The 22031-nt window shown below is 66.3% G+C and carries 23 protein-coding genes and 2 pseudogenes; 13 read left to right on the plus strand and 12 right to left on the minus strand.

Going from position 1 to position 22031, the window contains the following annotated elements; all coding sequences use genetic code 11:
* The first annotated feature begins 4 nt into the window (after positions 1–4).
* The 5 genes from H9L13_RS05920 to H9L13_RS12610 are packed head-to-tail and all read left to right on the plus strand — an operon-like array spanning position 5 to position 3303.
* Positions 5–367 (plus strand): ribbon-helix-helix protein, CopG family, encoded by a 363-nt coding sequence (locus tag H9L13_RS05920; protein WP_187539873.1) that lies wholly within the window; start codon positions 5–7, stop codon positions 365–367.
* Positions 364–744, plus strand: a complete 381-nt coding sequence (locus tag H9L13_RS05925) for a PIN domain-containing protein (protein WP_187539875.1) — start codon at positions 364–366, stop codon at positions 742–744. Before H9L13_RS05920 ends, H9L13_RS05925 begins: the two co-directional genes overlap by 4 nt.
* Positions 745–758: 14 nt before the next feature.
* Positions 759–2582, plus strand: coding sequence for a glutamine--fructose-6-phosphate transaminase (isomerizing) (gene glmS, locus H9L13_RS05930; protein ID WP_187539877.1), 1824 nt, complete (start codon positions 759–761; stop codon positions 2580–2582).
* The gene (locus tag H9L13_RS05935; RefSeq protein ID WP_223176488.1) at positions 2579–3181 is read left to right on the plus strand and encodes an aspartate/glutamate racemase family protein; all 603 of its coding nucleotides are present in this window, start codon (positions 2579–2581) and stop codon (positions 3179–3181) included. Before glmS ends, H9L13_RS05935 begins: the two co-directional genes overlap by 4 nt.
* The gene (locus H9L13_RS12610) at positions 3157–3303 is read left to right on the plus strand and encodes a hypothetical protein (RefSeq protein WP_223176489.1); all 147 of its coding nucleotides are present in this window, start codon (positions 3157–3159) and stop codon (positions 3301–3303) included. Before H9L13_RS05935 ends, H9L13_RS12610 begins: the two co-directional genes overlap by 25 nt.
* On the opposite strand, the gene H9L13_RS05940 is transcribed toward H9L13_RS12610, so the two are convergent.
* Positions 3300–4211 (minus strand): LysR family transcriptional regulator, encoded by a 912-nt coding sequence (locus tag H9L13_RS05940; RefSeq protein ID WP_235091227.1) that lies wholly within the window; start codon positions 4209–4211, stop codon positions 3300–3302. The two genes, H9L13_RS12610 and H9L13_RS05940, sit on opposite strands and share 4 nt — an antisense overlap.
* Positions 4212–4344: 133 nt before the next feature.
* Between H9L13_RS05940 and H9L13_RS05945 the strand changes: the two genes are divergently transcribed.
* The 3 genes and pseudogenes from H9L13_RS05945 to alr all read left to right on the plus strand — a co-directional run.
* Positions 4345–4680 carry a UrcA family protein gene (locus H9L13_RS05945; RefSeq protein ID WP_187539879.1) on the plus strand — a complete coding sequence of 112 codons (336 nt, stop codon included), beginning with the start codon at positions 4345–4347 and terminating at the stop codon, positions 4678–4680.
* A gap of 87 nt (positions 4681–4767) precedes the next feature.
* Positions 4768–5142 (plus strand): GFA family protein, encoded by a 375-nt coding sequence (locus H9L13_RS05950; RefSeq protein WP_187539881.1) that lies wholly within the window; start codon positions 4768–4770, stop codon positions 5140–5142.
* A 20-nt stretch (positions 5143–5162) separates the two neighbouring features.
* Positions 5163–6185, plus strand: a pseudogene (alr, locus tag H9L13_RS05955) (alanine racemase); the annotation flags it as partial.
* On the opposite strand, the gene nth reads toward alr, so the two are convergent.
* Genes nth through H9L13_RS05970 form a run of 3 tightly spaced genes read right to left on the minus strand, consistent with a single transcriptional unit; the run spans position 6070 to position 8296 of the window.
* On the minus strand, positions 6070–6831 hold the full coding sequence (gene nth, locus H9L13_RS05960) for an endonuclease III (RefSeq protein WP_187539883.1): 762 nt from the start codon (positions 6829–6831) through the stop codon (positions 6070–6072). The pseudogene alr and the gene nth overlap by 116 nt on opposite strands.
* Complete coding sequence (gene dapB, locus H9L13_RS05965; protein ID WP_187539885.1) at positions 6828–7538, minus strand: 4-hydroxy-tetrahydrodipicolinate reductase; 711 nt, start codon at positions 7536–7538, stop codon at positions 6828–6830. Before dapB ends, nth begins: the two co-directional genes overlap by 4 nt.
* A gap of 11 nt (positions 7539–7549) precedes the next feature.
* Positions 7550–8296 (minus strand): DUF72 domain-containing protein, encoded by a 747-nt coding sequence (locus tag H9L13_RS05970; RefSeq protein ID WP_187539887.1) that lies wholly within the window; start codon positions 8294–8296, stop codon positions 7550–7552.
* Between the two features lie 24 nt (positions 8297–8320).
* Between H9L13_RS05970 and H9L13_RS05975 the strand changes: the two genes are divergently transcribed.
* The gene (locus H9L13_RS05975; RefSeq protein WP_187540187.1) at positions 8321–9052 is read left to right on the plus strand and encodes an NAD-dependent deacylase; all 732 of its coding nucleotides are present in this window, start codon (positions 8321–8323) and stop codon (positions 9050–9052) included.
* Here H9L13_RS05975 and era read toward each other — a convergent pair.
* From era to lepB, 3 genes and pseudogenes are all read right to left on the minus strand, one after another.
* Positions 9019–9920, minus strand: a pseudogene (gene era / locus H9L13_RS05980) (GTPase Era). The gene H9L13_RS05975 and the pseudogene era sit on opposite strands and share 34 nt — an antisense overlap.
* On the minus strand, positions 9917–10582 hold the full coding sequence (gene rnc / locus H9L13_RS05985; RefSeq protein ID WP_187539889.1) for a ribonuclease III: 666 nt from the start codon (positions 10580–10582) through the stop codon (positions 9917–9919). Before rnc ends, era begins: the two are co-directional and overlap by 4 nt.
* Positions 10579–11430 carry a signal peptidase I gene (gene lepB / locus H9L13_RS05990; RefSeq protein ID WP_187539892.1) on the minus strand — a complete coding sequence of 284 codons (852 nt, stop codon included), beginning with the start codon at positions 11428–11430 and terminating at the stop codon, positions 10579–10581. Before lepB ends, rnc begins: the two co-directional genes overlap by 4 nt.
* An 82-nt stretch (positions 11431–11512) precedes the next feature.
* Here lepB and pgi point away from each other — a divergent pair, with 82 nt between their 5' ends.
* Genes pgi through H9L13_RS06010 form a run of 4 tightly spaced genes read left to right on the plus strand, consistent with a single transcriptional unit; the run spans position 11513 to position 17138 of the window.
* Positions 11513–13000 (plus strand): glucose-6-phosphate isomerase, encoded by a 1488-nt coding sequence (pgi, locus tag H9L13_RS05995; protein ID WP_187539894.1) that lies wholly within the window; start codon positions 11513–11515, stop codon positions 12998–13000.
* Complete coding sequence (gorA, locus tag H9L13_RS06000) at positions 13000–14340, plus strand: glutathione-disulfide reductase (RefSeq protein WP_187539896.1); 1341 nt, start codon at positions 13000–13002, stop codon at positions 14338–14340. The genes pgi and gorA overlap by 1 nt, the downstream gene beginning before the upstream one ends.
* Positions 14341–14382: 42 nt before the next feature.
* The gene (locus H9L13_RS06005) at positions 14383–15975 is read left to right on the plus strand and encodes a phytoene desaturase family protein (RefSeq protein WP_235091234.1); all 1593 of its coding nucleotides are present in this window, start codon (positions 14383–14385) and stop codon (positions 15973–15975) included.
* Positions 15972–17138, plus strand: a complete 1167-nt coding sequence (locus tag H9L13_RS06010) for a CaiB/BaiF CoA transferase family protein (protein ID WP_187539898.1) — start codon at positions 15972–15974, stop codon at positions 17136–17138. Before H9L13_RS06005 ends, H9L13_RS06010 begins: the two co-directional genes overlap by 4 nt.
* A gap of 35 nt (positions 17139–17173) precedes the next feature.
* Here the strand turns inward: H9L13_RS06010 and H9L13_RS06015 are convergent, their stop codons facing one another.
* The 5 genes from H9L13_RS06015 to H9L13_RS06035 all read right to left on the minus strand — a co-directional run bounded on the left by H9L13_RS06015 (position 17174) and on the right by H9L13_RS06035 (position 21971).
* Entirely contained in the window at positions 17174–17851 is a 678-nt protein-coding gene (locus H9L13_RS06015; protein WP_187539900.1) for a hypothetical protein, read from the minus strand.
* A gap of 12 nt (positions 17852–17863) precedes the next feature.
* Positions 17864–18568, minus strand: coding sequence for a COG3904 family protein (locus H9L13_RS06020; protein ID WP_235091237.1), 705 nt, complete (start codon positions 18566–18568; stop codon positions 17864–17866).
* A gap of 2 nt (positions 18569–18570) precedes the next feature.
* Entirely contained in the window at positions 18571–19089 is a 519-nt protein-coding gene (locus H9L13_RS06025) for a hypothetical protein (protein ID WP_187539902.1), read from the minus strand.
* An 85-nt stretch (positions 19090–19174) separates the two neighbouring features.
* Positions 19175–21100, minus strand: a complete 1926-nt coding sequence (locus H9L13_RS06030) for a PDZ domain-containing protein (protein ID WP_187539904.1) — start codon at positions 21098–21100, stop codon at positions 19175–19177.
* A 79-nt stretch (positions 21101–21179) separates the two neighbouring features.
* Positions 21180–21971, minus strand: a complete 792-nt coding sequence (locus H9L13_RS06035; RefSeq protein WP_187539906.1) for an ion transporter — start codon at positions 21969–21971, stop codon at positions 21180–21182.
* Between the last annotated feature and the right edge of the window lie 60 nt (positions 21972–22031).

Below are 22031 nucleotides of genomic sequence, written 5' to 3' on the forward strand. Positions count from 1 at the left end.
TATCATGACTCGCATTCTCGTGGATTTGCCAGACGACGATATCGAATGGCTTGATCGACTCGCGGCGGAGCAGGCAAAATCTCGGGCGTCGGTGCTGCGGGAGGCGGTTTCGGCTTACCGCGCCGACGCGCCCAAGGATTGGATCGACGCCGGCTTCGGCTTGTGGGCCCGGCACGGAATATCGATCGATCCTGCGACGTACGACCGGCAGCGTCGCGCGGAATGGACCCGGCCTTGGGACGACGATTATGAGGAAGTTCGCGCCGAATCCCCCGAAATGTTCACGGCGGAAGATGACCGCGAACGCGCGCATTATCTTGCCCTTGCCGCCAAGGCGGCCGGGCGGCGCAAGAAGTCCGCGGGATGAGCGGATATAGCTTCGACGCCAACATCCTGATCGATGCGCTGATGGATCACCGTCCGGCGCATACCGAGATTCGCCGCGCGACGGAGAGCGGCGCCCAGGTGTGGTTGAGCCGAATGGCATGGATCGAGGTCATGTCGAAGGGCACGGATGACATGCTGCGGGAGGCGCTGCGTTTCCTCGGCCGCTTCGGGATCGATGAGATCGACGAGGAGACGTCTCAGCGCGCCGCAGCTTTGCGCCGCGAGCGGCCGCGCCTGAAAGCGCCTGACGCGCTCATTCTGGCGTCGGCGCAGGTGCGCGGACGTGTCCTAATCACTCGAAACGTACGCGACTTCCCAGCCGTGATGCCGGGAATTCGCGTTCCCTACACCCTCTAGCAGGCGCTCTTGTCATGTGCGGAATTGTCGGAATTGTCGGAACGTCGGATGTCGCGCAGCGGCTGTTCGACGGGCTCAAGCGGCTTGAATATCGCGGTTACGATTCCGCGGGCATCTGCACCATTGAAGACGGCAGTTTGAAGCGTAGACGTGCCGAGGGAAAGCTCGACAATCTCGCGCGCGAGCTCAAATCCCATCCGCTTCACGGCGTCACGGGAATTGCCCACACGCGCTGGGCGACACACGGCGCGCCGACCGTCGGCAATGCGCACCCGCACATCGTCGGGCCGGTGGCGCTGGTGCACAATGGCATCATCGAGAATTTCAAGCCGCTCCGCGACGAACTGATCGCGGAAGGGCGCAAGTTCGAAAGCGAGACCGACACCGAAGTCGTCGGCCACCTGGTCGCGCGCGAGGTGGAAGGCGGGGCATCGCCGCAGGACGCCGTGGCGGCGGTCCTGCCGCGGCTTCACGGCGCATTCGCGATCGCCATCCTGTTCCGCGATCACCCCGACCTCATCATCTGCGCGCGGCGCGGCGCACCACTGACGGTCGGCTATGGCGACGGGGAGAATTATCTGGGATCGGACGCGCTTGCAGTCGCGCCGTGGACGCAACGCATCGCCTATCTCGACGAGGGCGACTGGGCGATCATCCGCCGCGACGGAATTGAGATTTTCGATCGCGACAACCAGCCGGTCGAGCGCGACATCGTCCAGTCCGGCGCATCCTCGGCGCCGGTCGAGAAGGGCAATTACCGCCACTATATGCAGAAGGAGATTTTCGAGCAGCCGATCGTGGTTGCCCAGACGCTCCAGACCTATGTCCGCCCGTTCGAGGGCGAGGTCGCATTGCCCGATGCGGATCTCGACCTGGCCAAGGTCGACCGCGTGACGATCGTCGCGTGCGGAACGAGCTTTTATGCCGGCCTCGTTGCCAAATATTGGATCGAGCAGTTCGCGCGCGTGCCCGTCGACATCGATGTCGCATCGGAATTCCGTTACCGCCAGCCGGTGCTCGAGCCGGGCGGGCTCGCGCTGTTCATCAGCCAATCGGGCGAGACGGCGGACACGCTCGCCGCGCTGCGTCACGCGCGTGATGAGCAGCAAAGGATCGCAGTGGTCGTCAACGTGCCGACCAGTTCAATGGCGCGCGAGGCGGATCTTCTGCTACCGACCCACGCCGGTCCCGAAATCGGCGTTGCGTCGACCAAGGCCTTCACCTGTCAGCTCGCGGTGCTGGCCGCGCTCGCCGCCAACCTTGCCCGCGCCAAGGGCCGGTTGTCGCGCGAGGAGGAAATCGACATCGTCGCGCATCTTCAGGAGGCGCCCGCGGCGCTCAACGCGGCGCTGGGGCATGACGATGACATCGCCGCGATGGCGTACCTCATCGCGCCGGCGCGCGACGTGCTCTACCTCGGCCGCGGGCCCGATTATCCGATGGCGCTGGAAGGCGCGCTCAAGCTCAAGGAGATCAGCTACATCCACGCTGAAGGCTATGCCGCGGGCGAGATGAAGCACGGGCCGATTGCGCTGATCGACGAAGCCGTGCCGGTGATCGTCATCGCGCCGTCCGGGCCGTTGTTCGAAAAGACCGTGAGCAACATGCAGGAGGTGCGCGCGCGGGGCGGGAAGATCGTCCTGATCAGCGACGCCAAGGGCATCGCCGAGGCGGGCGAAGGCTGCATGGCGACGATCGAGATGCCCGAAGTGCATCCGCTGATCGCGCCGCTGGTCTATGCCGTTCCCGTCCAGCTGCTCGCCTATCACGTCGCCGTGCTCAAGGGCACCGACGTCGATCAGCCGCGCAACCTGGCGAAGAGCGTCACGGTCGAATGAAGCATATCGGCATCCTCGCCCACAGCTTCGAGGGTGCGGGCCTGTGTTTCCGCACCGCGTGCCTGGCGGGTGTCGAGCGCCTGGGCGCGCACATGCACCCCGAGATCAGCATGACCTGCAGTCCGATGGCGCTGGCGATGCCGGCGTGGGAAAGCGGGGATCACGCGCCGTTGCGGACGATGTTCGGCAGCGAAGCGGCCAAGCTTGCGGCGGCGGGCGCCGACTTCTTCGTCTGTCCCGACAATACGGCGCATATCGCGCTGGAGCAGGACGGCGCGCCGTTCGCCATTCCCGCACTGCATATTGGCGAAGTCGTTGCCGAGGAGGCGCGGCGGCAGGGCTTCGCCAAGGTCGGGATCCTGGGCACCAAATATACGATGACCGGCCCGGTCTATCCCGCTGCCTTGGCGCGGCGCGGGATTGGCTACGCCGTGCCGTCGGGGGTGACCGAACCTTGGTCAACGACATCATCTTCGACGAATTGTGTCTTGGCCAATTCACCGACGAGGCGCGCAGCACCTATTGCGACATCATCGGCAAGTTGGCGGAGGAAGGGTGCGACTCGGTCGCGCTGGTGTGCACCGAAATCCCGCTGTTGATCACGCCCGACGTGTCGCCGCTGCCAACGCTCGATTCGACGCGGCTGCTCGCCCGCGCGGCGGTCGATGTGGCCCTGGGCGATGCGACCATGCCGATGTGGCGCGGAGGCCTGCCGAGCTAGGCCGCGGCGGCAGTTCGCGTCGCCTCAAGCTGCTGCACATGGCGGCTGAGGCGTTCGTAGAGGAAATCGATCACTGTGCGCACGCGTGGCGTGTGACGCACGCGTTCATGGGTGAAGAGCCACAGGACTCGCTCGTGATCGTGGCGCGGCGCCATGCAACGGATCAGGTCGGGATCGGCATCGGCGACGACGCAGGGCAGGACGGCGATGCCGAAGCCTGCGCGGACACCCGACAGCAGCCCGCCGGACGTCGCGTGATGCATCGCCACCTGCTGCTCCAGCCCCAACGCCTGGAGCCAGGCCTGGTAGTGGATCCACAAATTGCCGCCGCCGCCACCGATAAAGGAGTGCGATCGCAACTCCTCGATCGTCGTCGGCACGCCGTGGCGCTCGCCATAAGCGCGACTGCAATAAAGCGCCCAATCGTCGATGCACAGCCGCCGCCCGACCAGTCCGGCCGGTTGCGCCATCGCGGTGCTGCGGAGCGAAACGTCCGCTTCGCCGGCACCAAGATCGCGGACCTTCTGCGACGTGTCGAGTTCGATCACGATGTCGGGGAAGCGTTGGTGCAATTCGGTCAGCAGCGGCGTAAGCAAAGTGATGGCGTAAATTTCCTCGGTCGTGATCTTGACCGTGCCGCGCACTGCGCGCGCCTGCCCCGAGGCCGCGCCGGCAAAGTCGTCGATGGCCTGTTCGACCGCCCCCGCCTTGGCCAGCAATTCCTCGCCCGCGGGGGTCAGCGCGTAGCCCGCCTGCCGCTTCTCGAAGAGAGGGAAGCCGAGCGCCTGTTCGAGCGCGGCGATGCGCCGCGCCACGGTCGTCTGGCTGGTGCGCAGCGCCCGGCCCGCGCGCAGGGTACTGCCTTCACGCGCGACCGCGAGGAAGTAGCGGAGGTCGTCCCAATCCATCAGGCCTTGCCCTAGCTCCATTTTGCCGGTGCAGGTTCTGCAAATTTGCAGAACCATAGCACGACATCGTGGCTTACGTAAGTTGCATTTCAGGACTAATTGGACGGTCGCACTCGGAACAGGGAGACGCGACATGAAGGCCATTCACATCATCATCGCTTCGGCGCTCATTACGGCGACCGCACTCAAGGCCGTCCCGGCTTTGGCCGACCCCGTTGCCGACGATGTCGCGGTCAGCTTCGTGCGGACTGCTGACCTCGACCTCAACAGCCCGGTGGGGCAGCGCCAGCTCGACCGCCGCCTGGTCACTGCCGCGCGGGAGGTTTGCGGAAGCGTGTCGTCCGCCGACCTCGAAGGCCGCAACGCGGTGCGGTCCTGCGTCGATACGGCGCTTGCCAAGGCGCGCAGCGATGGCGCGCAAATGGCGTCGGCGCAGCGCGACATCATCGCCGTCACCGCCGCGCGCTAGACGTTACGATCTCTCCCAGAAGGGCGTCGTCAGCGGTGACGGCGCCCTTCGCTTGTGCGCGTCGCGGCGCTTGATTAGGCCAAGGCGATGGAAGTCACCGGCGGCTGTCATTGCGGTGCGGTCCGCTTCACGGCGACCCTGCCGGAGGCGCCGGTTCCTGCGTTGGACTGCAATTGTTCGGTGTGCCGGATGACGGGCTTCCTGCACATTGTCGTACCGCATGAGGACTTCGAGCTCCTGACCGGACGTGACTCGCTCGCCAGCTATCGCTTCGGCAGCGGTACTGCCGAGCATCTGTTCTGCCGTATTTGCGGAGTGAAGAGCTTCTACCAGCCGCGCAGCCACCCTGATGCCTGGAGCGTGAATGCGCATTGTCTGGACGCGCCGCCGGCCCTGGCGATCGAACCGTTCGACGGGCGCAATTGGGAAGCGGCAAAGGCCAACCTCGACGCACAGGACTAGCGCGGTTACGGCAGTCGCCGATGCACCATAATCTGCGCCTGACCGTCGACCGATCGGCACTGACCGCCAATTACCGCTGGCTCGCCGAGCGCGCGGGCGTTCCTGCTGGCGCGGCGATCAAGGCCAACGGCTATGGCCTCGGCGCGCGCGAGGCCGCGCAGACGCTGTACAAAGCCGGTTGCCGCGACTTCTTCGTCTCGACCTGGGCAGAAGCCGAGGCACTTGGCCCGTTCCCGATCGGCAGCAGCCTGGTGGTCCTTCACGGCGTCGGGCCGAAGGACATGAAAGCGGCGCTGGCGTCGACCGCGCGGCCCGTGCTCAACACCGCCGAACAGGTCGCCCGCTGGAAGGACAGCGCGCGCGACCGGCCGTGCGACGTGATGGTCGACACCGGCATGAACCGCCTCGGGCTGAGGCCGGACGAACTGGCGTCGCTCGACGGCCTGACGATCGAGACGCTGCATAGCCATCTTGCCTGCGGCGACGAGGATCATGCGATGAACCGGGCGCAGCTCGACCGCTTCCGTGGCATTGCGGCGGAGGTGCCTGCGAAGCGCTACAGCCTCGCCAATTCGGCCGGGATCTGCCTTGGCCGCGACTTCAGCTTCGACCTCGTTCGCCCCGGGCTCGCGCTCTACGGCGGCGTGCCGCGCGAGGAGGCGGAGGGAAATATCCGCAGCGTCATCCGCGTCGATGCAGAGATCGTGCAGCGGCGCACGATCCGCGCGGGTGAAAGCTGCGGCTATGGCGCGACCTTCGTTGCGCCGGCCGACACCGAGGCGGCGATCGTGAACATCGGTTATGCCGACGGCTATTTGCGCGGCTTCTCGTCGCGCGGATCGGCGTTTGCGAAGGAATTCGCGCTGCCGGTCATCGGCCGCGTGTCGATGGATCTGATCGCCGTGGATTGCGATGCGGTGCCGTCGCTCAAGGAAGGCGACTGGCTGGAGATCGACTACGACTTGCCGAGCGCGTCACGCCAGTCCGGGCTTTCGCAATACGAGCTTTTGACGGCGCTGGGCGCGCGCTTCGAGCGGCTTTGGGTCTAGCCTCGGGCGCCCGGGTCTTGGGCTGGTAACGGCACAGGTCCGCGACCGGGCAGCGCCAGCATTCTGGCAGCCGCGCCTTGCATGTGTAGCGGCCGTGCAGGATCAGCCAGTGATGCGCGTCGCGGCGGAACGGCTGGGGCACGATCTTCTCGAGCCTGGCCTCGACCGCTTCGACGGTCTTGCCGGGCGCGAGGCCGGTGCGGTTCGACACGCGAAAAACGTGCGTATCAACCGCGAACGTTTCCTCCCCAAAGGCGGTGTTGAGCACGACATTGGCGGTCTTGCGCCCGACGCCGGGCAGCGCCTGCAGTTCGTCGCGGGTCCGCGGAACCGCGCTGCCGTGGTCGCGGATCAGCGCCTGCGACAAAGCGATGACGTTCTTGGCCTTGGTGTTGAACAGGCCGATCGTCTTGATCGCCTCGCGCAGGTTCTCCTCGCCAAGTTCCACCATCTGCTCGGGCGTGTGGATGCGGGCGAAGAGCGGGCGGGTTGCGATGTTGACGCCGGCATCGGTCGCTTGCGCCGACATCACCACGGCGACGAGCAATTGGTACGGATTGTTCGATTCAAGCTCGGTCTGCGGCGACGGGTTTGCCTCGGCCAGCCGCCGGAAGAATTCGAAAATCTGGTCGCGGGTCACAGCGCCGACACGACATCCCGCATGGAATAGAGCCCGGCCGGCTTGCTCGCGAGGAAGCGTGCCGCGGCCAGCGCGCCGCGCGCGAAGATCATGCGACTTTCGGCGCGGTGCGACAGGATGATCCGCTCTTCCGGGCCGAGGAACAGTACGTCGTGATCGCCCGCAACGGTGCCCCCGCGCAGCGCGGCATAGCCGATCGCGCCGACTGCCCGCTCGAGTCCGGTCCCGTCGCGGCCGCGTTCGGCCTTGACCTGACCGCCACGCCCGCGCGCTGCCGCATCGCCGAGCAGGAGCGCGGTGCCCGATGGGGCGTCGGCCTTGTGACGATGGTGCGTCTCGGCGATCTCGATATCCCAGTCGGGTCCAAGGACTCGGGCGGCGCGCTCGACCAGATCGGCGAGCAGCGCAACGCCGAGCGAGGTGTTGGACGCGCGCAGCACCGCCACGCTCTTGGCCGCTTCCGCGAGCTGGGCGTCCGCGTCTGGGCCAAGGCCCGTGGTGCCGACGAGGATCGGGACGCCTGCAGACGTTGCCCGATCGAGGCTGTCCTGAAGTGCATTCGGCACCGAAAAATCGATCAGCACGTCGCCGCTGTCGCTGCTGAGCGCGAACCCGGTATCGTCGGCAATGGCGGCGGCGATCGCCTTCCCCATGCGGCCGTCGGGCGCGAACAGGGTGATGCGGATCGGCTGATCGGCGGTGCGCATAGGCAAGCGGCTTAGCGAAGCCGTTCCTGCAGGGCCAGCGCTGCGGCGGGCGCCCGCACCTTGGCGCCGTTGATGAAAAAGACGTAGGCGTCGCGGCCGGCGGCCTGCCACGCCCGCGCCTGCTCGGCGAAGCCGTCGAGCGCGGCATCATCGTACCCCGTGACGACTTCCTCGCGCATGCGCTGGAGGCGGGCGTAGCGGAAGCTCGCGGTGTCGACGTCGATCGTCGGATAGACGTCCGAATCCTCGAGCACGACCGCGATGTCGCGCGCGCGGCAGAGATCGAAGAATGCCTCGTCGTCGAAGCTGGCGTGGCGCGGCTCGAACGCGTGGCGCAGTTTGAGATCGCCGATCTGGTCGGGGATCAGGTCGATGAACGCGGCAATGTCGTCGCGGTCGAAGGTCTTGCGCGGCCCAAACTGCCACAGGATGGGGCCGAGCTTGGGCCCAAGCACCTCGAACCCCTGGCCCAAGAAATTGGCGATGCTTTCGCCGCCCTCGGCAAGTTTGGAGCGGCTGACGCAGTAGCGCGAGGCCTTGATCGCGAACTGGAAGCCGTCGGGCGCGGCATTGCCCCATTTCTCCCAGCTTTTCGCGCTTTGCCGCCCGTAGAAGGTGGCGTTGATCTCGATCGCGCCAAGGTGGCTTACGGCATAATCAAGCTCCTTCGCCTGCGGATGCTTGTCGGGATAGAAGACGCCGCGCCAGGGCGGGAAGGTCCAGCCGCCGATCCCGGCGCGAATGGTTGCGTCGCTCATGCCTTGCGGCTCTATGCTGTCGTCATGGAGGTGCGCAACATTGTCATCCTGACGGGCGCCGGCGTGTCCGCCGAAAGCGGGCTTGCCACCTTCCGCGGGCCCGACGGCCTGTGGGAGGGGCATCGCGTCGAGGATGTGTGCACGCCCGAGGCGTTCGCCCGCGATCCGGCGCTGGTGCATCAATTCTACGACGCCCGCCGCGCGCGGCTAGCGGAGGTGGAGCCCAACTCCGCCCATCACGCGCTCGCACGCCTCGACGCCGAATGGCCGGGCGAGCTTCTGCTGGTCACGCAGAATGTCGACGACCTCCACGAGCGCGCGGGATCGGCGCGGCTGATTCACATGCATGGCGAGCTGACGAGCGGCTGGTGCCTAGCGTGCAACAATCGCTTCCCGTGGGCCGGAGAGATGAACGCAAGCTCGTCCTGCCCGACCTGCACCGCGCCGGGCATGGTTCGGCCCGACATCGTCTGGTTCGGCGAGATGCCCTACGCGATGGAACGGATCGAAGAGGCGCTGCAGCGCTGCGACCTGTTCGTGTCGATCGGAACGTCAGGCGCGGTTTACCCCGCCGCGGGCTTCGTCCAGACCGCGCGCTACCGCGGTGCGCGGACGCTGGAGATGAACCTGGAGCCGAGCCAGGGCAGCTACTTTTTTCACGAAAGCCGGATCGGCCGCGCGGGCATCCTCGTGCCCGCATGGGTCGACGAGATGCTCGCCGCTCAGTCTGCCCAATCGAGGCCGATGCCCTCGTAGAGTCCACGGTCCTCGCTCCAGCGGGGGGCGACCTTGACGTGGAGGTAGAGGTGCACCGGATGCCCGAGGTGCGCGGCGATTTCCCCGCGCGCGGCTTCGCCGATCGCCTTGAGCCGCGATCCGCCCTTGCCGATGACGATGCCTTTCTGGCTGTCGCGCTCGATCAGCACCTGCGCCATGATCTCGGTCGATCCGTCGGACCGTTCGCTCCATTTTTCGATCTCGACCGCGGAGGCGTACGGCAGCTCCTGATGAAGCTGGAGGAAGATTTGCTCACGCACCAGCTCGGCCGCGACCATGCGGTCGGTCGCGTTGGACACTTCGTCTTCGGGATAGAGCCACGGACCTTCAGGCACGGCCGCGGCAAGTGCCGTCTTGACGTCATCGACCCCGTCGCCGGTCAGCGCGCTGATCATGAACAGCTGCTGGGGGCAATGGCGTCGGTAATCTGTTGCGCTAGGCCGAGCAGCTTGCCCTTGTCCGCGCGATCCACCTTGTTGAGCGCGACCATGACGGGCGACTTGCGCCCCTGCAGCCCGTCCACGATCCGCTCGACGCCGGCGCGCATGCCCGCCTCGGCGTCGATCACGAGAAGGGTCAGTTCGGCGTCCTCGGCCCCGGTCCAGGCGGCGGCGACCATCGCCCGGTCGAGCCGTCGCTTCGGCTCGAAGATGCCGGGCGTGTCGACCAGCAGGATCTGCGCGCGGTCGTGGATGGCAATCCCCATCAGCCGCGCGCGCGTGGTCTGCGCCTTGGGGCTGACGATCGCGACCTTCTGCCCGACCAGCGCATTGACCAGTGTCGACTTGCCGGCGTTGGGCGCACCGATCACGGCCACGAAGCCGGCGCGGGTGCCGTCTTCGCTCATTGCAACTGCGCCAGCAGTGCGGTGGCGGCTTCCTTTTCGGCTTCCTGCTTGCTTGCACCTTGCGCACTCGCTTCACCCAGGCCGGGGACGCGGACCTGGACGGTGAACAACGGCGCGTGGTGCGGGCCGGTGCGCGACACGAGCGCATATTCGGGCGGCTTGCACCCGCGCGCGGCGGCCAGTTCCTGAAGGCCTGACTTGGGATGTTGCGGCGCGCGGCCCTGGCCGGCGAGCAGTTCGCCCCACGCGTCGAGAATGAAGGCCTGCGCCACGTCGAGCCCGCCGTCTAGCCATAGCGCGCCGATCAAAGCCTCGACCACGTCGCCGATGACATTGTCGCTGCGGTTGGCATGGTCTTCGCGCGCCTGACGGCCGAGCCGGATGAGCGGCGGAAGCCCGATCGCGCGGCCAACTTCGGCGCAGGTTTCGCGCGCGACGAGGGCGTTGTAGCGGCGCGACAGCTTGCCTTCCGGCTCGTCGGGATAGCGCTCGTACAAGGCGCGGGCGATGACCACGCCGAGCACCCGATCGCCGAGGAATTCAAGGCGTTCGTAGCTTTCACCGCCCACGCTCGAATGGGTCAGCGCCATGTCGAACAAATGTTTGTCGCGCGGCTGGTGGCCGAGCGCGTCGCGAATGAACCCGGCTACATCGTCCTTCATTGCCGGCCGTCCACATAACCATTGCCGATGCGGTCCCAGCGGAGCGCAGTGAACCAAGTCCACGGCAGGACATAGGAGGCGCTGCCGTCGGTCGACCAGAACGTCACCATCGCCCGGCCGATCAGATGATCGAGGGGGACCAGGGCAATCCCGCCCTCGGCGCTCGAAAAGCGACTGTCGAGGCTGTCGTCGCGATTGTCGCCCATCAGGAACACATGGCCCGCGGGGACGGTGACGGGCCCGAAGTCGTCGGCAGGGCCGCCGCTCACCTGGTCGAGCACCGTATAGGACGGTCCGCCCGGCAATGTTTCGCGGTAGGCGCGATAGCTGCACATGATCTGGTCGCCAGCCTGGGCGAGTTGGGGCGCAGCCGGCGGGACGGTTTTGCACGGGGTGTTGGGGCTGACGGGCATGCGCGCGGGCGCGATCGGCACTTGGGCGAGGGCACGACCGTTCAGAATAGCGCGGCCGCCGCTCACTGCGATCGTGTCGCCGGGTACGGCGATGACTCGCTTGATGAGGTCGGCGGGATCGGTCGGGTGGCGGAAGACCACGACGTCGCCGCGCTTCGGCGTGCCTTCGAGAACGCGCCCATCGAAGCTCGGAATGCCGAACGGGAAGCTGACGCTGGCATAGCCGTAGGGCCATTTCGCGACCATCAGATAGTCGCCGATGTAGAGCGTCGGCAGCATCGACCCCGACGGGATGCTGAATGGCGCGAAGAGGAAGCTGCGCACCGCCCAGGCGAGCAGTGCGAGCCCCAGGACGAAGCGTACGGTGCCCCAGGTTCCGCCGTCATCCCCGCTCGAGGTGTCAGGCTTGGAGCGGCGGGTGAAGGCCTTAAGCATGTGCGCGCGCTTCTTCTCGCCCGCTCGCCTCAGGTCAAGCCGGGGTGGCATTTGCCGGGGCGCCGTTTATGTGGCTGGCGCAATGGATGAGCATCGGCAGCAAGGCGGCACGCAAAGGCTCGACGAGCTGTTCAGGGCCGAGCCTGACCGGCTGAGCCGCCTGACGTTCGAAGTTGCCGGCGTCTATTTCGACTGGTCGAAAACGCACCTCGACCGAGCGACGATTGAGCGCTTCGAGGACCGCGCCGAAGCTGCGGGCGTCGCGAAGGCGCGCGATGCTTTGTTTGCCGGGGACATCGTCAATCCCAGCGAGGGCCGCGCCGCGACTCATGTCGCCGAGCGTGGAAGCGGCGCGGCGGGCGATAATGCCGAGGCCGCCGCGCGGCGAGGGCGTGTGCGCGCGCTGGTCGACGCGATCGAGGGCGGCGCATTCGGCGATATCACCGGAGTGCTGCACATCGGTATTGGTGGATCGGTCCTCGGGCCCGCGTTGCTCACCGACGCGCTGGGCCGGAGCCGCTCGCGGATCGATGTCAGCTTTCTTTCCAACATTGACGGCGGCGCCTTTGAAGAAGCTACCGACATGCTCGACCCGGTGACGACCCTGATCGTCGTGGCGTCGAAGACGATGACCACGGCGGAGACGCTGGCCAACTATGGCGCGGCGCTCGACTGGCTGCGTGACGCCGGCGTCGAGGACCCGCACGGACGGGTGATCGCGGTCACCGCCAAGCCCGAAGCTGCGGTTGCAGCCGGGATCGACGAAACCCGCGTGCTCGTCTTCGGGGAGGGCGTCGGCGGCCGCTACTCGCTGTGGAGCGCGGTCGGCGTATCGGCTGCGCTGGCGCTGGGTTGGGATGCGTTCGAAGAGCTTCTCGAAGGCGCGGCTGAGATGGACCGGCACTTTCGCTTCGCCGCCCCGGCGGAAAACGTGCCCCTGATCGCCGCCTTCGCCGACCGGCTTTATGCCGAGGAGTATGGTTGCGGGACGCGCGCCGTCTTTCCCTATGACGAGCGTTTGCGGCTGCTGCCCTTCTACCTTCAGCAACTCGAGATGGAATCGAACGGCAAGTCGGTGCGGATCGACGGGTCGGCGGTGACCGCGCCGAGCGCGCCGGTCACGTGGGGCGGGACGGGGACCGATGCGCAGCATGCAGTGTTCCAGTTGCTCCATCAGGGCACGGCGATCGTGCCGGTTGAATTTGTAACGGTTCGCGAGGGCGAGGACAGCCAGAGCCCCGAGCACCGCCGCGCGCTTCTCCTCAACGCCATCGGCCAGGCGGCGGCCTTGATGCACGGCAAGGCGAGCGACGATCCGCAGCGGGCCTATGCCGGCAACCGGCCCAGTGCGACCATCCTGCTGTCCCAGCTCGACCCGCGTTCGCTGGGGGCGCTGCTGGCCTTCTACGAGCACCGCACCTTCGCCAATGCCGCGCTGCTCGGAATTAACCCGTTCGATCAATGGGGCGTGGAATTGGGCAAGCAGATCGCGGGCAAGCTGGCCGATGGCACGAGCGAAGAGAAGCTTGACGCCTCCACGCTCGCACTCATGGAACGAGCGGGGCTCTGATGGCGGATTTCGACCTGTTCGTGATTGGCGCCGGGTCGGGCGGCGTCCGCGCGTCGCGCGTGTCCGCCGCTTATGGCGCGCGCGTCGGCATCGCCGAGGAGCATAAGATCGGCGGCACCTGCGTCATCCGCGGCTGCGTGCCCAAGAAGTTGCTCGTCTACGGGGCGCACTTTGCCGAGGATTTGAACGACGCGGCGATGTTTGGCTGGGACATTCCCAACTGCCGCTTCGACTGGCCCGTCCTGCGCGACAATGTCCTGGCCGAGGTCGGGCGGCTCGAGGGCGCCTATGCCGACACGCTGACCAACCATAAGGTCGAAATCTTCCGCGAACGCGCGGTGCTGACCGGGCCCAATTCGGTCCAGCTCGCCGGTGGGCGGACGATCACCGCAGACAAGATCCTCATCGCCACCGGCGCGCGCCCGCTGATGCCCGATATTGAGGGCATCGAGCATGCGATCAGTTCGAACGAGGTCTTCCACCTTGACAAGCTGCCCGAGCGAATCGTGATCGTCGGCGGTGGCTACATCGCCAATGAATTCGCCGGCATCTTCCTCGAATTCGGAACGCAGGTCACGTTGGTCAACCGCACCGACGTGCTGCTGCGCCATTACGACCAGCAGATCGTCGACCGTCTGATTCAGATCTCCGTGAAAAAGGGCATCAGCTTCGAATTCAACACCCGCATCGACCGAATCGCGCGGCTCGACAGCGGGCGTCTGCAGATATCGATGACCGGCTGCGACGACATGGAAGCGGATCAATTGCTGTTCGCGGTCGGGCGCCGGCCCAATATCGAGGGCATTGGGCTCGACGCGGCGGGCGTCGAGCTGGGTGAGAACGGCCAGATCAAGGTCGACGACGACAATCGCACCAACGTCGGGTCGATCTTCGCCGTCGGCGACGTCACCGATCGCGTCCAGCTCACCCCCGTCGCGATCCGCGAAGGCCAAGCCTTCGCCGACACCTTCTTCGGCAAGAAGCCGTGCCGGGTCGATTACGGTTGCATCCCCTCGGCAGTGTTCAGCCATCCGCCGCTCGCCGCGGTGGGCATGACCGAGGGCGAAGCGCGCAACCGGCTGGGCAGCGTCAAGACCTACGTCTCGGACTTTCGCCCGATGAAGAACGTGCTGGCGGGGCGCAACGAGCGCTCGCTGTACAAGATGGTGGTCGACGAAAGCACCGACGAGGTGGTCGGCATGCACATGATCGGTCCCGATGCGCCCGAAATTTTGCAAGCGGCGGCGGTGGCGGTGAAGGCCAAGCTCAAGAAGGCCGACTTCGACGCGACCGTGGCGCTTCATCCGACGATGGCCGAAGAATTGGTTTTGATGCGATAATCCCGTCCGCTCGACACGAACGGTGAGGGAATCAGCAAGCTAGTGGGGACGTACTTGCACGACGCGGTGATCATTGGCGCCGGCCACAACGGCCTGACCTGCGCTTATTACCTTGCGCGCAAGGGTCTTAAGGTCGCCATCCTCGAAGCGGGGCCGGTCGTCGGCGGCGCGGCGGTTACGGACGAATTCCTGCCGGGTTTTCGCAATAGCGCGGCGAGCTACACGGTCAGCCTGCTCAACCCCAAGGTCATTGCCGACATGCAGCTCGAACGGCACGGGCTGAAGGTCGTGCTGCGCAAGACCGACAACTTCCTGCCGGGCCACGGCGATTATCTTTTGTCCGGGCGTGGCGGCCTGACGCGCAAGGAGATTGCGCGCCATTCGAAGGCCGATGCCGCGGGATATGACCGCTACATCGCCGATCTCGATGTCGTCGTCCGACTGCTCAAGAAGTGGCTACTCCAGGCGCCGCCCAATGTCGGCACGAAGCTAAGCGCGCTGCCAAAGTTGCTCGGCCTTGGGCGCGACATGGCCGGGCTGTCGCTCGAAGAGACGCGAATCGTGCACGATTTCGCGCTGCGCAGCGCGTCCGAATTGCTCGACCGCTATTTCGAAAGCGACATCGTCAAGGCACTGTTCGCGTTCGACGGGATCGTCGGCAACTTCGCCTCGCCCCATTCGTCCGGAACGGCCTACGTCCTGCTCCACCATCTGTTCGGGGAGGCGGCGGGGGTGCCGGGTGCATGGGGCCATGCGATCGGCGGCATGGGGTCGATCACTCAGGCCATGGCCAAGGCGTGCCGCGAGGCGGGCGTCGACATCCTGCTCAACACGCCGGTCGAAGAGGTGATCGTCACCAACGGCCGCGCCGCGGGCGTCGTTGCCGACGGCAAGGCGTGGCGCGCCACGTCGGTGGTGGCGGGCGTCAATCCGCGCCTGTTGTTCGATCGGCTCGTGCCCGGCGGGGCGGTCGATGCCAAGGTCGCGGCGCGCATGGCGGGGTGGAAATGCGAAAGCGCGACCTTCCGCATGAATGTCGCCTTGTCCGAACTGCCGCGCTTCACCGTCCTGCCCAAGCGCGGCAATCACCTGACCGCGGGCATCATCATGGCGCCGAGCATGGCCTACATGCACCGCGCCTACCTCGACGCGGAAACTCACGGCTGGTCGAAGCAGCCGGTGATCGAGATGCTCATCCCCTCGACGCTCGACCCAAGCCTCGCCCCCAAGGGCAAGCATGTCGCGAGCCTGTTCTGCCAGCATTTCCGCTACGACTTAGGTCCGGGGCGAAGCTGGGATGATGAGCGCGAAAAAGCCGCCGACACTGTCATCGCCACGGTCGAAGCGCACGCGCCGGGCTTCGCCAAGTCGGTGATCGGGCGGCAGATCCATTCGCCGCTCGACCTCGAACGGCGTTTCGGGCTGATCGGGGGCGACATCTTCCACGGCAAGATGGGGCTCGACCAATTGTTCAGCGCGCGGCCGATGCTCGGCGCCGCCGACTATCGGATGCCGCTCAAGGGATTGTACCTGTGCGGGTCGGGCGCGCATCCCGGTGGCGGTGTGACCGGCGCGCCAGGACATAATGCGGCGCGCGCGGTGCTTGCCGACCGCCGTTTCTGGAAACGCCGATGAAGGCGCCGCTCGCTGGCATCAAGGTGCTCGACCTCAGCCGCGTGCTCGCCGGGCCGTGGTGCACCCAATTGCTCGCCGACCTCGGTGCCGATGTGATCAAGATCGAGCGGCCGGGGGCGGGGGACGACACGCGTCACTGGGGCCCGCCATGGCATGGGCAGGGCGACCGGCGCGTCGCGGCCTATTTCCTCAGCGCCAACCGCGGCAAGAGATCGGCGGCGATCGATTTCGCCCAACCCCAGGGCGCGGCGCTGGTGCGGCAGCTTGCGGCGCAGTGCGATGTCGTGGTCGAGAATTTCCGCGTCGGCGGACTCGCAAAGTTCGGCCTCGATGCCACGAGCTTACGCGGCGGCCACCCACGGCTGATCTACGCCTCGATCACCGGCTTCGGCCAGGACGGGCCTTATGCCGACCGCGCGGGCTACGACTTCATCATCCAGGGCATGGGCGGGATGATGAGCGTAACTGGGCTTCCCGACGATGCGCCGGGGGGCGGGCCGCTACGCGCCGGGGTCGCGATCGCCGATCTGTTCACCGGCATGTACACGTGCACCGCGATCCTTGCCGCGCTCTACAGGCGGGAGAAGAGCGGGGAAGGCGCTACGATCGACATGGCGTTGTTCGACACGCAGATCGCGGTCATGGCCAACCAGGCATCGAACGCGCTCGTGTCGGGCAAGGACCCGCCGCGCCAGGGCAACACCCACCCCAATATCGTGCCCTATCAACCGTTCGACGCCGCCGATCAGCCGATCATCATCGCCGTCGGCAACGACCGGCAGTTTGCGCGGCTGGCCGACATTTGCGGCCATCCCGAATGGACCGCCGATGCGCGCTTCGCGAGCAACGCTGCGCGCGTTGCCAATCGCAACGTGATCGTGGCGCTGGTCAGCGAGGTGATTGCGCAAAAGTCCGCGGCGGAGTGGCTCGATCAGCTTAAGCGTGCGGGCATTCCTGCAGGCCCGATCAACCGCATCGGCCAGGCCCTGACCGACGTCCAGGCACAGCACCGCGCCATGGTGCGCACAATCGCGGGGATGCCGCTGGTCGGCTCACCGGTGCGCATGGACGGCGTGCGCGCCGACGCGGAACTTCCGCCCCCGCGCTTGGCGAGCATAGCGACGAGATCCTTGCGGCGATGGGGATCGCGCCGGGCGACATAGCGCGGCTGCGATCCACCGGGATCGTTGGCTAGCGCCTACTTCGGGCCCTTGCTCGCGCTCTCGACGAGCAGCTCGAGCTGGTTCTGGCAGCCCTTTTCAATCAGCACCTGCGCGGCGCCGACCATGTCGGCGGGCGCGTTGGTGACGGTGATGAACTGCACTGAGCTCTTCTCACCCGACGAAGGCCATTCGATCTGATATTCGGCATCCGCCAGCGGCATTGCCGCGGGCCAGGCGATCGCGGTCTTGCCCGGGGCGAAGTCGACGGCCTGCACCTTGCCATCCGCCGAACGGATGTTGAGCTTCGCCGCCGCCTGCGCATCGGGGCGCCACAGGTTGAGCTTGCCGCCCTTGGTCACGCACATCTTGCCGCTCTGGGTCACGTCGAGGTCCCAGATGCTCGGGTTGCGCACGACATCGGCGGTACGTAGCGCGCCGAAGCGGCCGCGCTTGCCGGCGGCGGAAGCCAGCGTCACCGACTTGGCGTTGAAATTGCCGGGTCCGCGCAGGGTCTGCGCGCTGCTCGGCCCGAGCAGCGTGACGACGTCGCCGCCCTTCAAGGAAATGCTGGCGCTCTCCGGCAGGGTCTTGCCCGGCGGATAGGCCTTGGCCGACGGCCCGAGCGAGCGAACCACGACGACGCTGGCCATGGCCGCCGTCGAACTCAATGCCACCGCCGCGGCGGTGCCCACCAGCCAAAGCTTCGATCGCATTTGCATTACTCCCTACTGCGCGTTCGCTACGTTATATTTCACAGTCTCCGCCGCGGTCAGGCAGCGGCGCGTCGATTGGTCTTCGGCGCCCTCGGCAACCGCTTTCTGCTGGTACATCACTTCGGTCAGCAGCTTGCGCGAGACGCCCATTCGAATCAGGAAGTCATTATCCTCACTCGCGAGTAAAGCCGAGTCCTGCTCGACTTCGCCGATCAGGCCGAGGGCATTGTCATGGCCCTTGGCAAGTTCGGAGCGCACCGCGTCCTTGTCGCCAAGGTGGGTGAACATATGCACCACGAAGTGACCCGCGGGATCGACGTAGCGCACGGCGCCGCCCATGAACATGAAGTTGCAGGCCGAAAAGCAGGCCCAGCCCGCGGGGATGCGCGTGGGAATGCCCGTCTGCCGAATGATCTTGCCCGCTTCGTTGCCGGCACGCGCAGCGCCACCGGGGGAGCGCAGCCAAATCTCGTCAATCGGATCGTTGGCCTGCAGCGCCTCGCTCAAGCGCGCCGGCATGTCCTCGTCGATCATTCCCTCAGCGCGCAGCACGCGTTGCCCGTTCGACTGATCGAGCGTGAAGCGCATCTGCCGATAGGTCGACCAGTTAAGCTGGTCAGGGCAGGTAGGGTTCCTGGGATCGGTCGCCGCCACCGCGTTGCTGCCGATCAGCATCAGGCAGGCAACGAGTGCCGCTCTGGTGGCGCCTGCGGTCATGCCTAGACCTTCGCGAAGCCCTTCGCGCCGCGCGCCTTGCACATCCGCTTGGGCACGGTCGTCTCCTCACCGTCGACGATCACGACATCGGTGACGGTCAGGCACTGCCCGCCGTCGGCAAGTTGCTGCGACGCGGTCACGGTCGACTTGCCGGTGACGTTGGGCCGGCTCTCGCTCTTCCACGCGACTTCGGTGCCGACTCCGCCGCGCATCGCCTGGTCGGTCGCCTGCGCCGCCTGCACCTGCTCCTTGCAGTCGAGGACACGAAGCAGCTCCTCGCCCAGGTAGGACGCCGCGGGCATGGCCAGCGAGGCGACCGTGCCAGCGGTCCCGCCCATGCTTCCGAGCAAGCTTCCACCGATGCTTCCAAGCATGCTTCCGAACATCGACCGGCGCGCCTTTTTCTGCGAATTGTCCTCGCACTTTTGCCCGGCGCCCTGCGCGAAAACGGGATCGGCATGAAGAACGGTTGCGACCGGCGCGACGGCCAGCAGCCCGGCCAAAACCAAGGCACGTGACATTGATGAACCCCCAAGTCCGCTATTGCCGCGTAAATTATGCTTTGATTTGAAGCACGTCAATGAAATCGGCGATAACCATGACGGCTCACGCCGGACCGGGTGCTTGCTTCAGCGTCGGCGACGAGCGCCCGGCGAGCAGGGCTTCCAGCGCCTCAATCCTGCGCGCGTTTGCCTCGATCCGGTCCATCACCAGCCGCTCGCGGGCCTCGCGCTTGATGACGTTGCGGATGCCGCGCGCGATCGATTCGGAAATCTCGTTGAGCGCGTTCTGCTCGTCTTTGCTGGCGATCGTCCCGTCGGGCCGCGGGCCGACCAGGATGTAGCCGATCGGCGCGACATCGTCCGAGCTGGGGACGAGCGGCAGGCGCACCGGAAACAGCCGGTCCTTGGATTCGGCGCTGTCTTCCTCAAGCGACTGGCCCTCGCGGCTTTGCCGCCATTCCTCGACCTCCTCGGCGGAAACGCCGCGCGTGCTGACCACCTTGCCGTTGACGATCGCTGCGCTGCGCACGGCGCGCACGCCGCGCTCGATCCGCAAGAGCACTTCCTCGATCAGTTCGTTGGTCGTCGCCGTCTCGCGCAGGTCGCGCACGCATTCCGGCAAGTCGTCGCGCAGCAGGAACAGGTTGCGCTGGAACTTCTTGGCCGACCAGGTCTGGATCTTGTCGTACAGCGGCGTCACCGCGACGGTCGCAACGGCGGCGGCGAAAATGCCCGGGGAATTGCCGGCGTCGGGCCCATAGAGCCCCTGGACGAACACCTTCACGCCCTCGTTCGCCGCGGCAAAGATGCCGCCGATCAGGACCGTGATGAGCGCGAAATTGGCTGACCGGCTGATGACGACCTCGGCGTCGTACAGGCGATAGCGCAAGAGCGCGATCAGCAGGCCGAGCTGCAGGACGAGGACGCCGGCGGCGAAGGACAGGCCGGCGACAACCTCGACCAGCATTTGCGTGGCGAACGTCTCGGTCCACCACTTCATCGAATCCGCGAGGATCGAGACGCCGCGCAGCAAGGCATAGCCGCTGAAGCCGAGCAGCGCCCAGCGGATCTGCTGGCGCAGGTCGCTCGAGGGTGTCTGCCGCAGGCACCGCAGGAGCAGCAGCACGGCGATGATCATGAAGCCGATGAACACCGACTGGTAAAGCTGCCCGTGAAGGAACAGCAGCACCGGCAGGAAGGCGAGCAGGACCGCCAGCCGGACCGACAATCGGCCGTGCGGGAACAGGAGGATGCCGGCGAGCAGGCAGATGTTGCCAAGGTCGAACAAGCCGACGTTGACCACGCGCGGCACGCCGATCGCCGCCAGGAAGAAGGATGACGGCTGCTCCGCGCTGATCGTCAGCAGCACTGCCAGCGACAGGATCGAACTGACCGCGTCGCGCGCGTTGCGGCGGTGAAGGATCCACGCCGCCCACAGCAGGAAGGGATAGAAAAGCACGTGAAGGATATCGATGAAGCTCAACAGCTTCGGGCCCAGCCCAACCGATCGGGCGGCGGAATCGATATGCTGCTCGCCCGTGACGACCACGACCTCGCGCGTGCGGCCATCGGTTCCGCGTACGGTCAGCGGCACCTCCGATGAGCTGTCGGTGCCGTAGAGCAAATTGCCCATCGCGATGTAGGCGGGGTCTTCGGCATTGTCCGCCAGCGCCTGTTCGGACACCGGCATGACAGCAGGCAGCGGGAGCCCGTAAATCGCGATGATGTCGTCGCCGGGGCGGATACCGCTCCGGCGCGCTTCGGGGCCGACGGCGAAACGGATCTTGGTCGCATCGCCAGGCGCCACGCCGAAGCCGGCGCGGCTGCCGAGCACGAGCTGCGAATTATTGTCCGCCGCCGCATAGCGATAATAGATGCCCATCGCCGGCCCGACGATCGCCAGCAGCAAGGCGGTCATCCAGATCAGGGTGAAGATGCGGTACGTGCGCGTGCTGAACGGCGGCACCGCAGGCGGCAAGCGAAAGCGCCCGCGTTTCTCCTGCGCAGCACTGGCGAGGGCAAGCTGCATCCGCGTCAGCTCCGGCGGGTCCTACTGGCGCGTATCATGGGCCGCGCGGCGCGACAGGGCAATGTGCGCCGAGTCCCCATCAAGCGGCGCCATCCGTGTCGCCGTTCGCCTTCTGCCGGCGGCGATCCATTGCGTCGGAGAAGGACGCGGCGAAAATGCCGGTGGGGAGCGCAATGACGGTTACGCCGGTGATGGCGATGAGCCCGGCAAGGACGCGTCCTAGCACGGTGACCGGATAGGCATCGCCATAGCCGACGGTGGTCAGGGTTACGATCGCCCACCACAGCGCCCGTGGGATACTCCCAAACTTGTCGGGCTGCGCTTCGGCCTCGGCGACGTAAAGCAGCGAGCCCGACACCAGGATCGTGAGCATGAGCAGCCCGAGGATCAGCCCAAACTCGTGGCGCCGCTCGTAGATAGATTCCCGAATGTCGTGCCACGCGTCGGAGGTACGGCCGAGCTTCGCCAGCCGCAGCATGCGCAGCACGCGGAAGAAGCGCAGTGCCAGGCTCGGCGCGCCGCCGAACGCGAAGAAGGTGGGGATGACGGCGAGCAGGTCGATGATCGCAAGCGGGCTGACCATGTAGCGCAGGCGTGGATAACGCGCCTTTGCGAAGCGCGGATTATCGACCGCCACCCACACCCGTGCGAGATATTCGACCAGGAAAACCACGCCAAGGCCAAGCTCGAGGTATTTGAAGAAATCGTCGTTGCCCGAAGCGATCATTGGCTCCGTTTCAAGGACGGCCGAGATAACGGCGATGACGATCAGGACGACAAGAAACAGATTGACCGGCGACAGGCCCTTCTTCGGCCATGCCGACGGCTCAAGTTGCCGATATGCCGCCTTTCGCAGTGCGTGCGCCGCCATGACCGCCCCCAGTCGTTCTTTGGCCAGAAGGTGCCGTGCCGCGCGCCGCTCCGCAATGGC

The sequence above is a fragment of the Sphingomonas lutea genome, from assembly GCF_014396785.1.
Classification (GTDB): Bacteria; Pseudomonadota; Alphaproteobacteria; order Sphingomonadales; family Sphingomonadaceae; genus Sphingomicrobium; species Sphingomicrobium luteum.

Bases quoted from the DNA above. Each gene is read 5' to 3' on its own strand.
- pgi (WP_187539894.1), top strand. From the start codon at position 11,513: ATGGATGAGCATCGGCAGCAAGGCGGCACGCAAAGGCTCGACGAGCTG.
- rnc (WP_187539889.1), bottom strand. From the start codon at position 10,582: ATGAAGGACGATGTAGCCGGGTTCATTCGCGACGCGCTCGGCCACCAG.
- H9L13_RS06025 (WP_187539902.1), bottom strand. From the start codon at position 19,089: ATGTCACGTGCCTTGGTTTTGGCCGGGCTGCTGGCCGTCGCGCCGGTC.
- H9L13_RS06015 (WP_187539900.1), bottom strand. From the start codon at position 17,851: ATGCGATCGAAGCTTTGGCTGGTGGGCACCGCCGCGGCGGTGGCATTG.
- H9L13_RS05970 (WP_187539887.1), bottom strand. From the start codon at position 8,296: ATGAGCGACGCAACCATTCGCGCCGGGATCGGCGGCTGGACCTTCCCG.
- H9L13_RS05920 (WP_187539873.1), top strand. From the start codon at position 5: ATGACTCGCATTCTCGTGGATTTGCCAGACGACGATATCGAATGGCTT.
- H9L13_RS05945 (WP_187539879.1), top strand. From the start codon at position 4,345: ATGAAGGCCATTCACATCATCATCGCTTCGGCGCTCATTACGGCGACC.
- H9L13_RS05975 (WP_187540187.1), top strand. From the start codon at position 8,321: ATGGAGGTGCGCAACATTGTCATCCTGACGGGCGCCGGCGTGTCCGCC.
- gorA (WP_187539896.1), top strand. From the start codon at position 13,000: ATGGCGGATTTCGACCTGTTCGTGATTGGCGCCGGGTCGGGCGGCGTC.
- H9L13_RS06030 (WP_187539904.1), bottom strand. From the start codon at position 21,100: ATGCAGCTTGCCCTCGCCAGTGCTGCGCAGGAGAAACGCGGGCGCTTT.
- H9L13_RS05940 (WP_235091227.1), bottom strand. From the start codon at position 4,211: ATGGATTGGGACGACCTCCGCTACTTCCTCGCGGTCGCGCGTGAAGGC.
- H9L13_RS05925 (WP_187539875.1), top strand. From the start codon at position 364: ATGAGCGGATATAGCTTCGACGCCAACATCCTGATCGATGCGCTGATG.
- H9L13_RS05950 (WP_187539881.1), top strand. From the start codon at position 4,768: ATGGAAGTCACCGGCGGCTGTCATTGCGGTGCGGTCCGCTTCACGGCG.
- dapB (WP_187539885.1), bottom strand. From the start codon at position 7,538: ATGCGCACCGCCGATCAGCCGATCCGCATCACCCTGTTCGCGCCCGAC.
- H9L13_RS06035 (WP_187539906.1), bottom strand. From the start codon at position 21,971: ATGGCGGCGCACGCACTGCGAAAGGCGGCATATCGGCAACTTGAGCCG.
- H9L13_RS06010 (WP_187539898.1), top strand. From the start codon at position 15,972: ATGAAGGCGCCGCTCGCTGGCATCAAGGTGCTCGACCTCAGCCGCGTG.
- lepB (WP_187539892.1), bottom strand. From the start codon at position 11,430: ATGCTTAAGGCCTTCACCCGCCGCTCCAAGCCTGACACCTCGAGCGGG.
- glmS (WP_187539877.1), top strand. From the start codon at position 759: ATGTGCGGAATTGTCGGAATTGTCGGAACGTCGGATGTCGCGCAGCGG.
- H9L13_RS05935 (WP_223176488.1), top strand. From the start codon at position 2,579: ATGAAGCATATCGGCATCCTCGCCCACAGCTTCGAGGGTGCGGGCCTG.
- H9L13_RS06020 (WP_235091237.1), bottom strand. From the start codon at position 18,568: ATGACCGCAGGCGCCACCAGAGCGGCACTCGTTGCCTGCCTGATGCTG.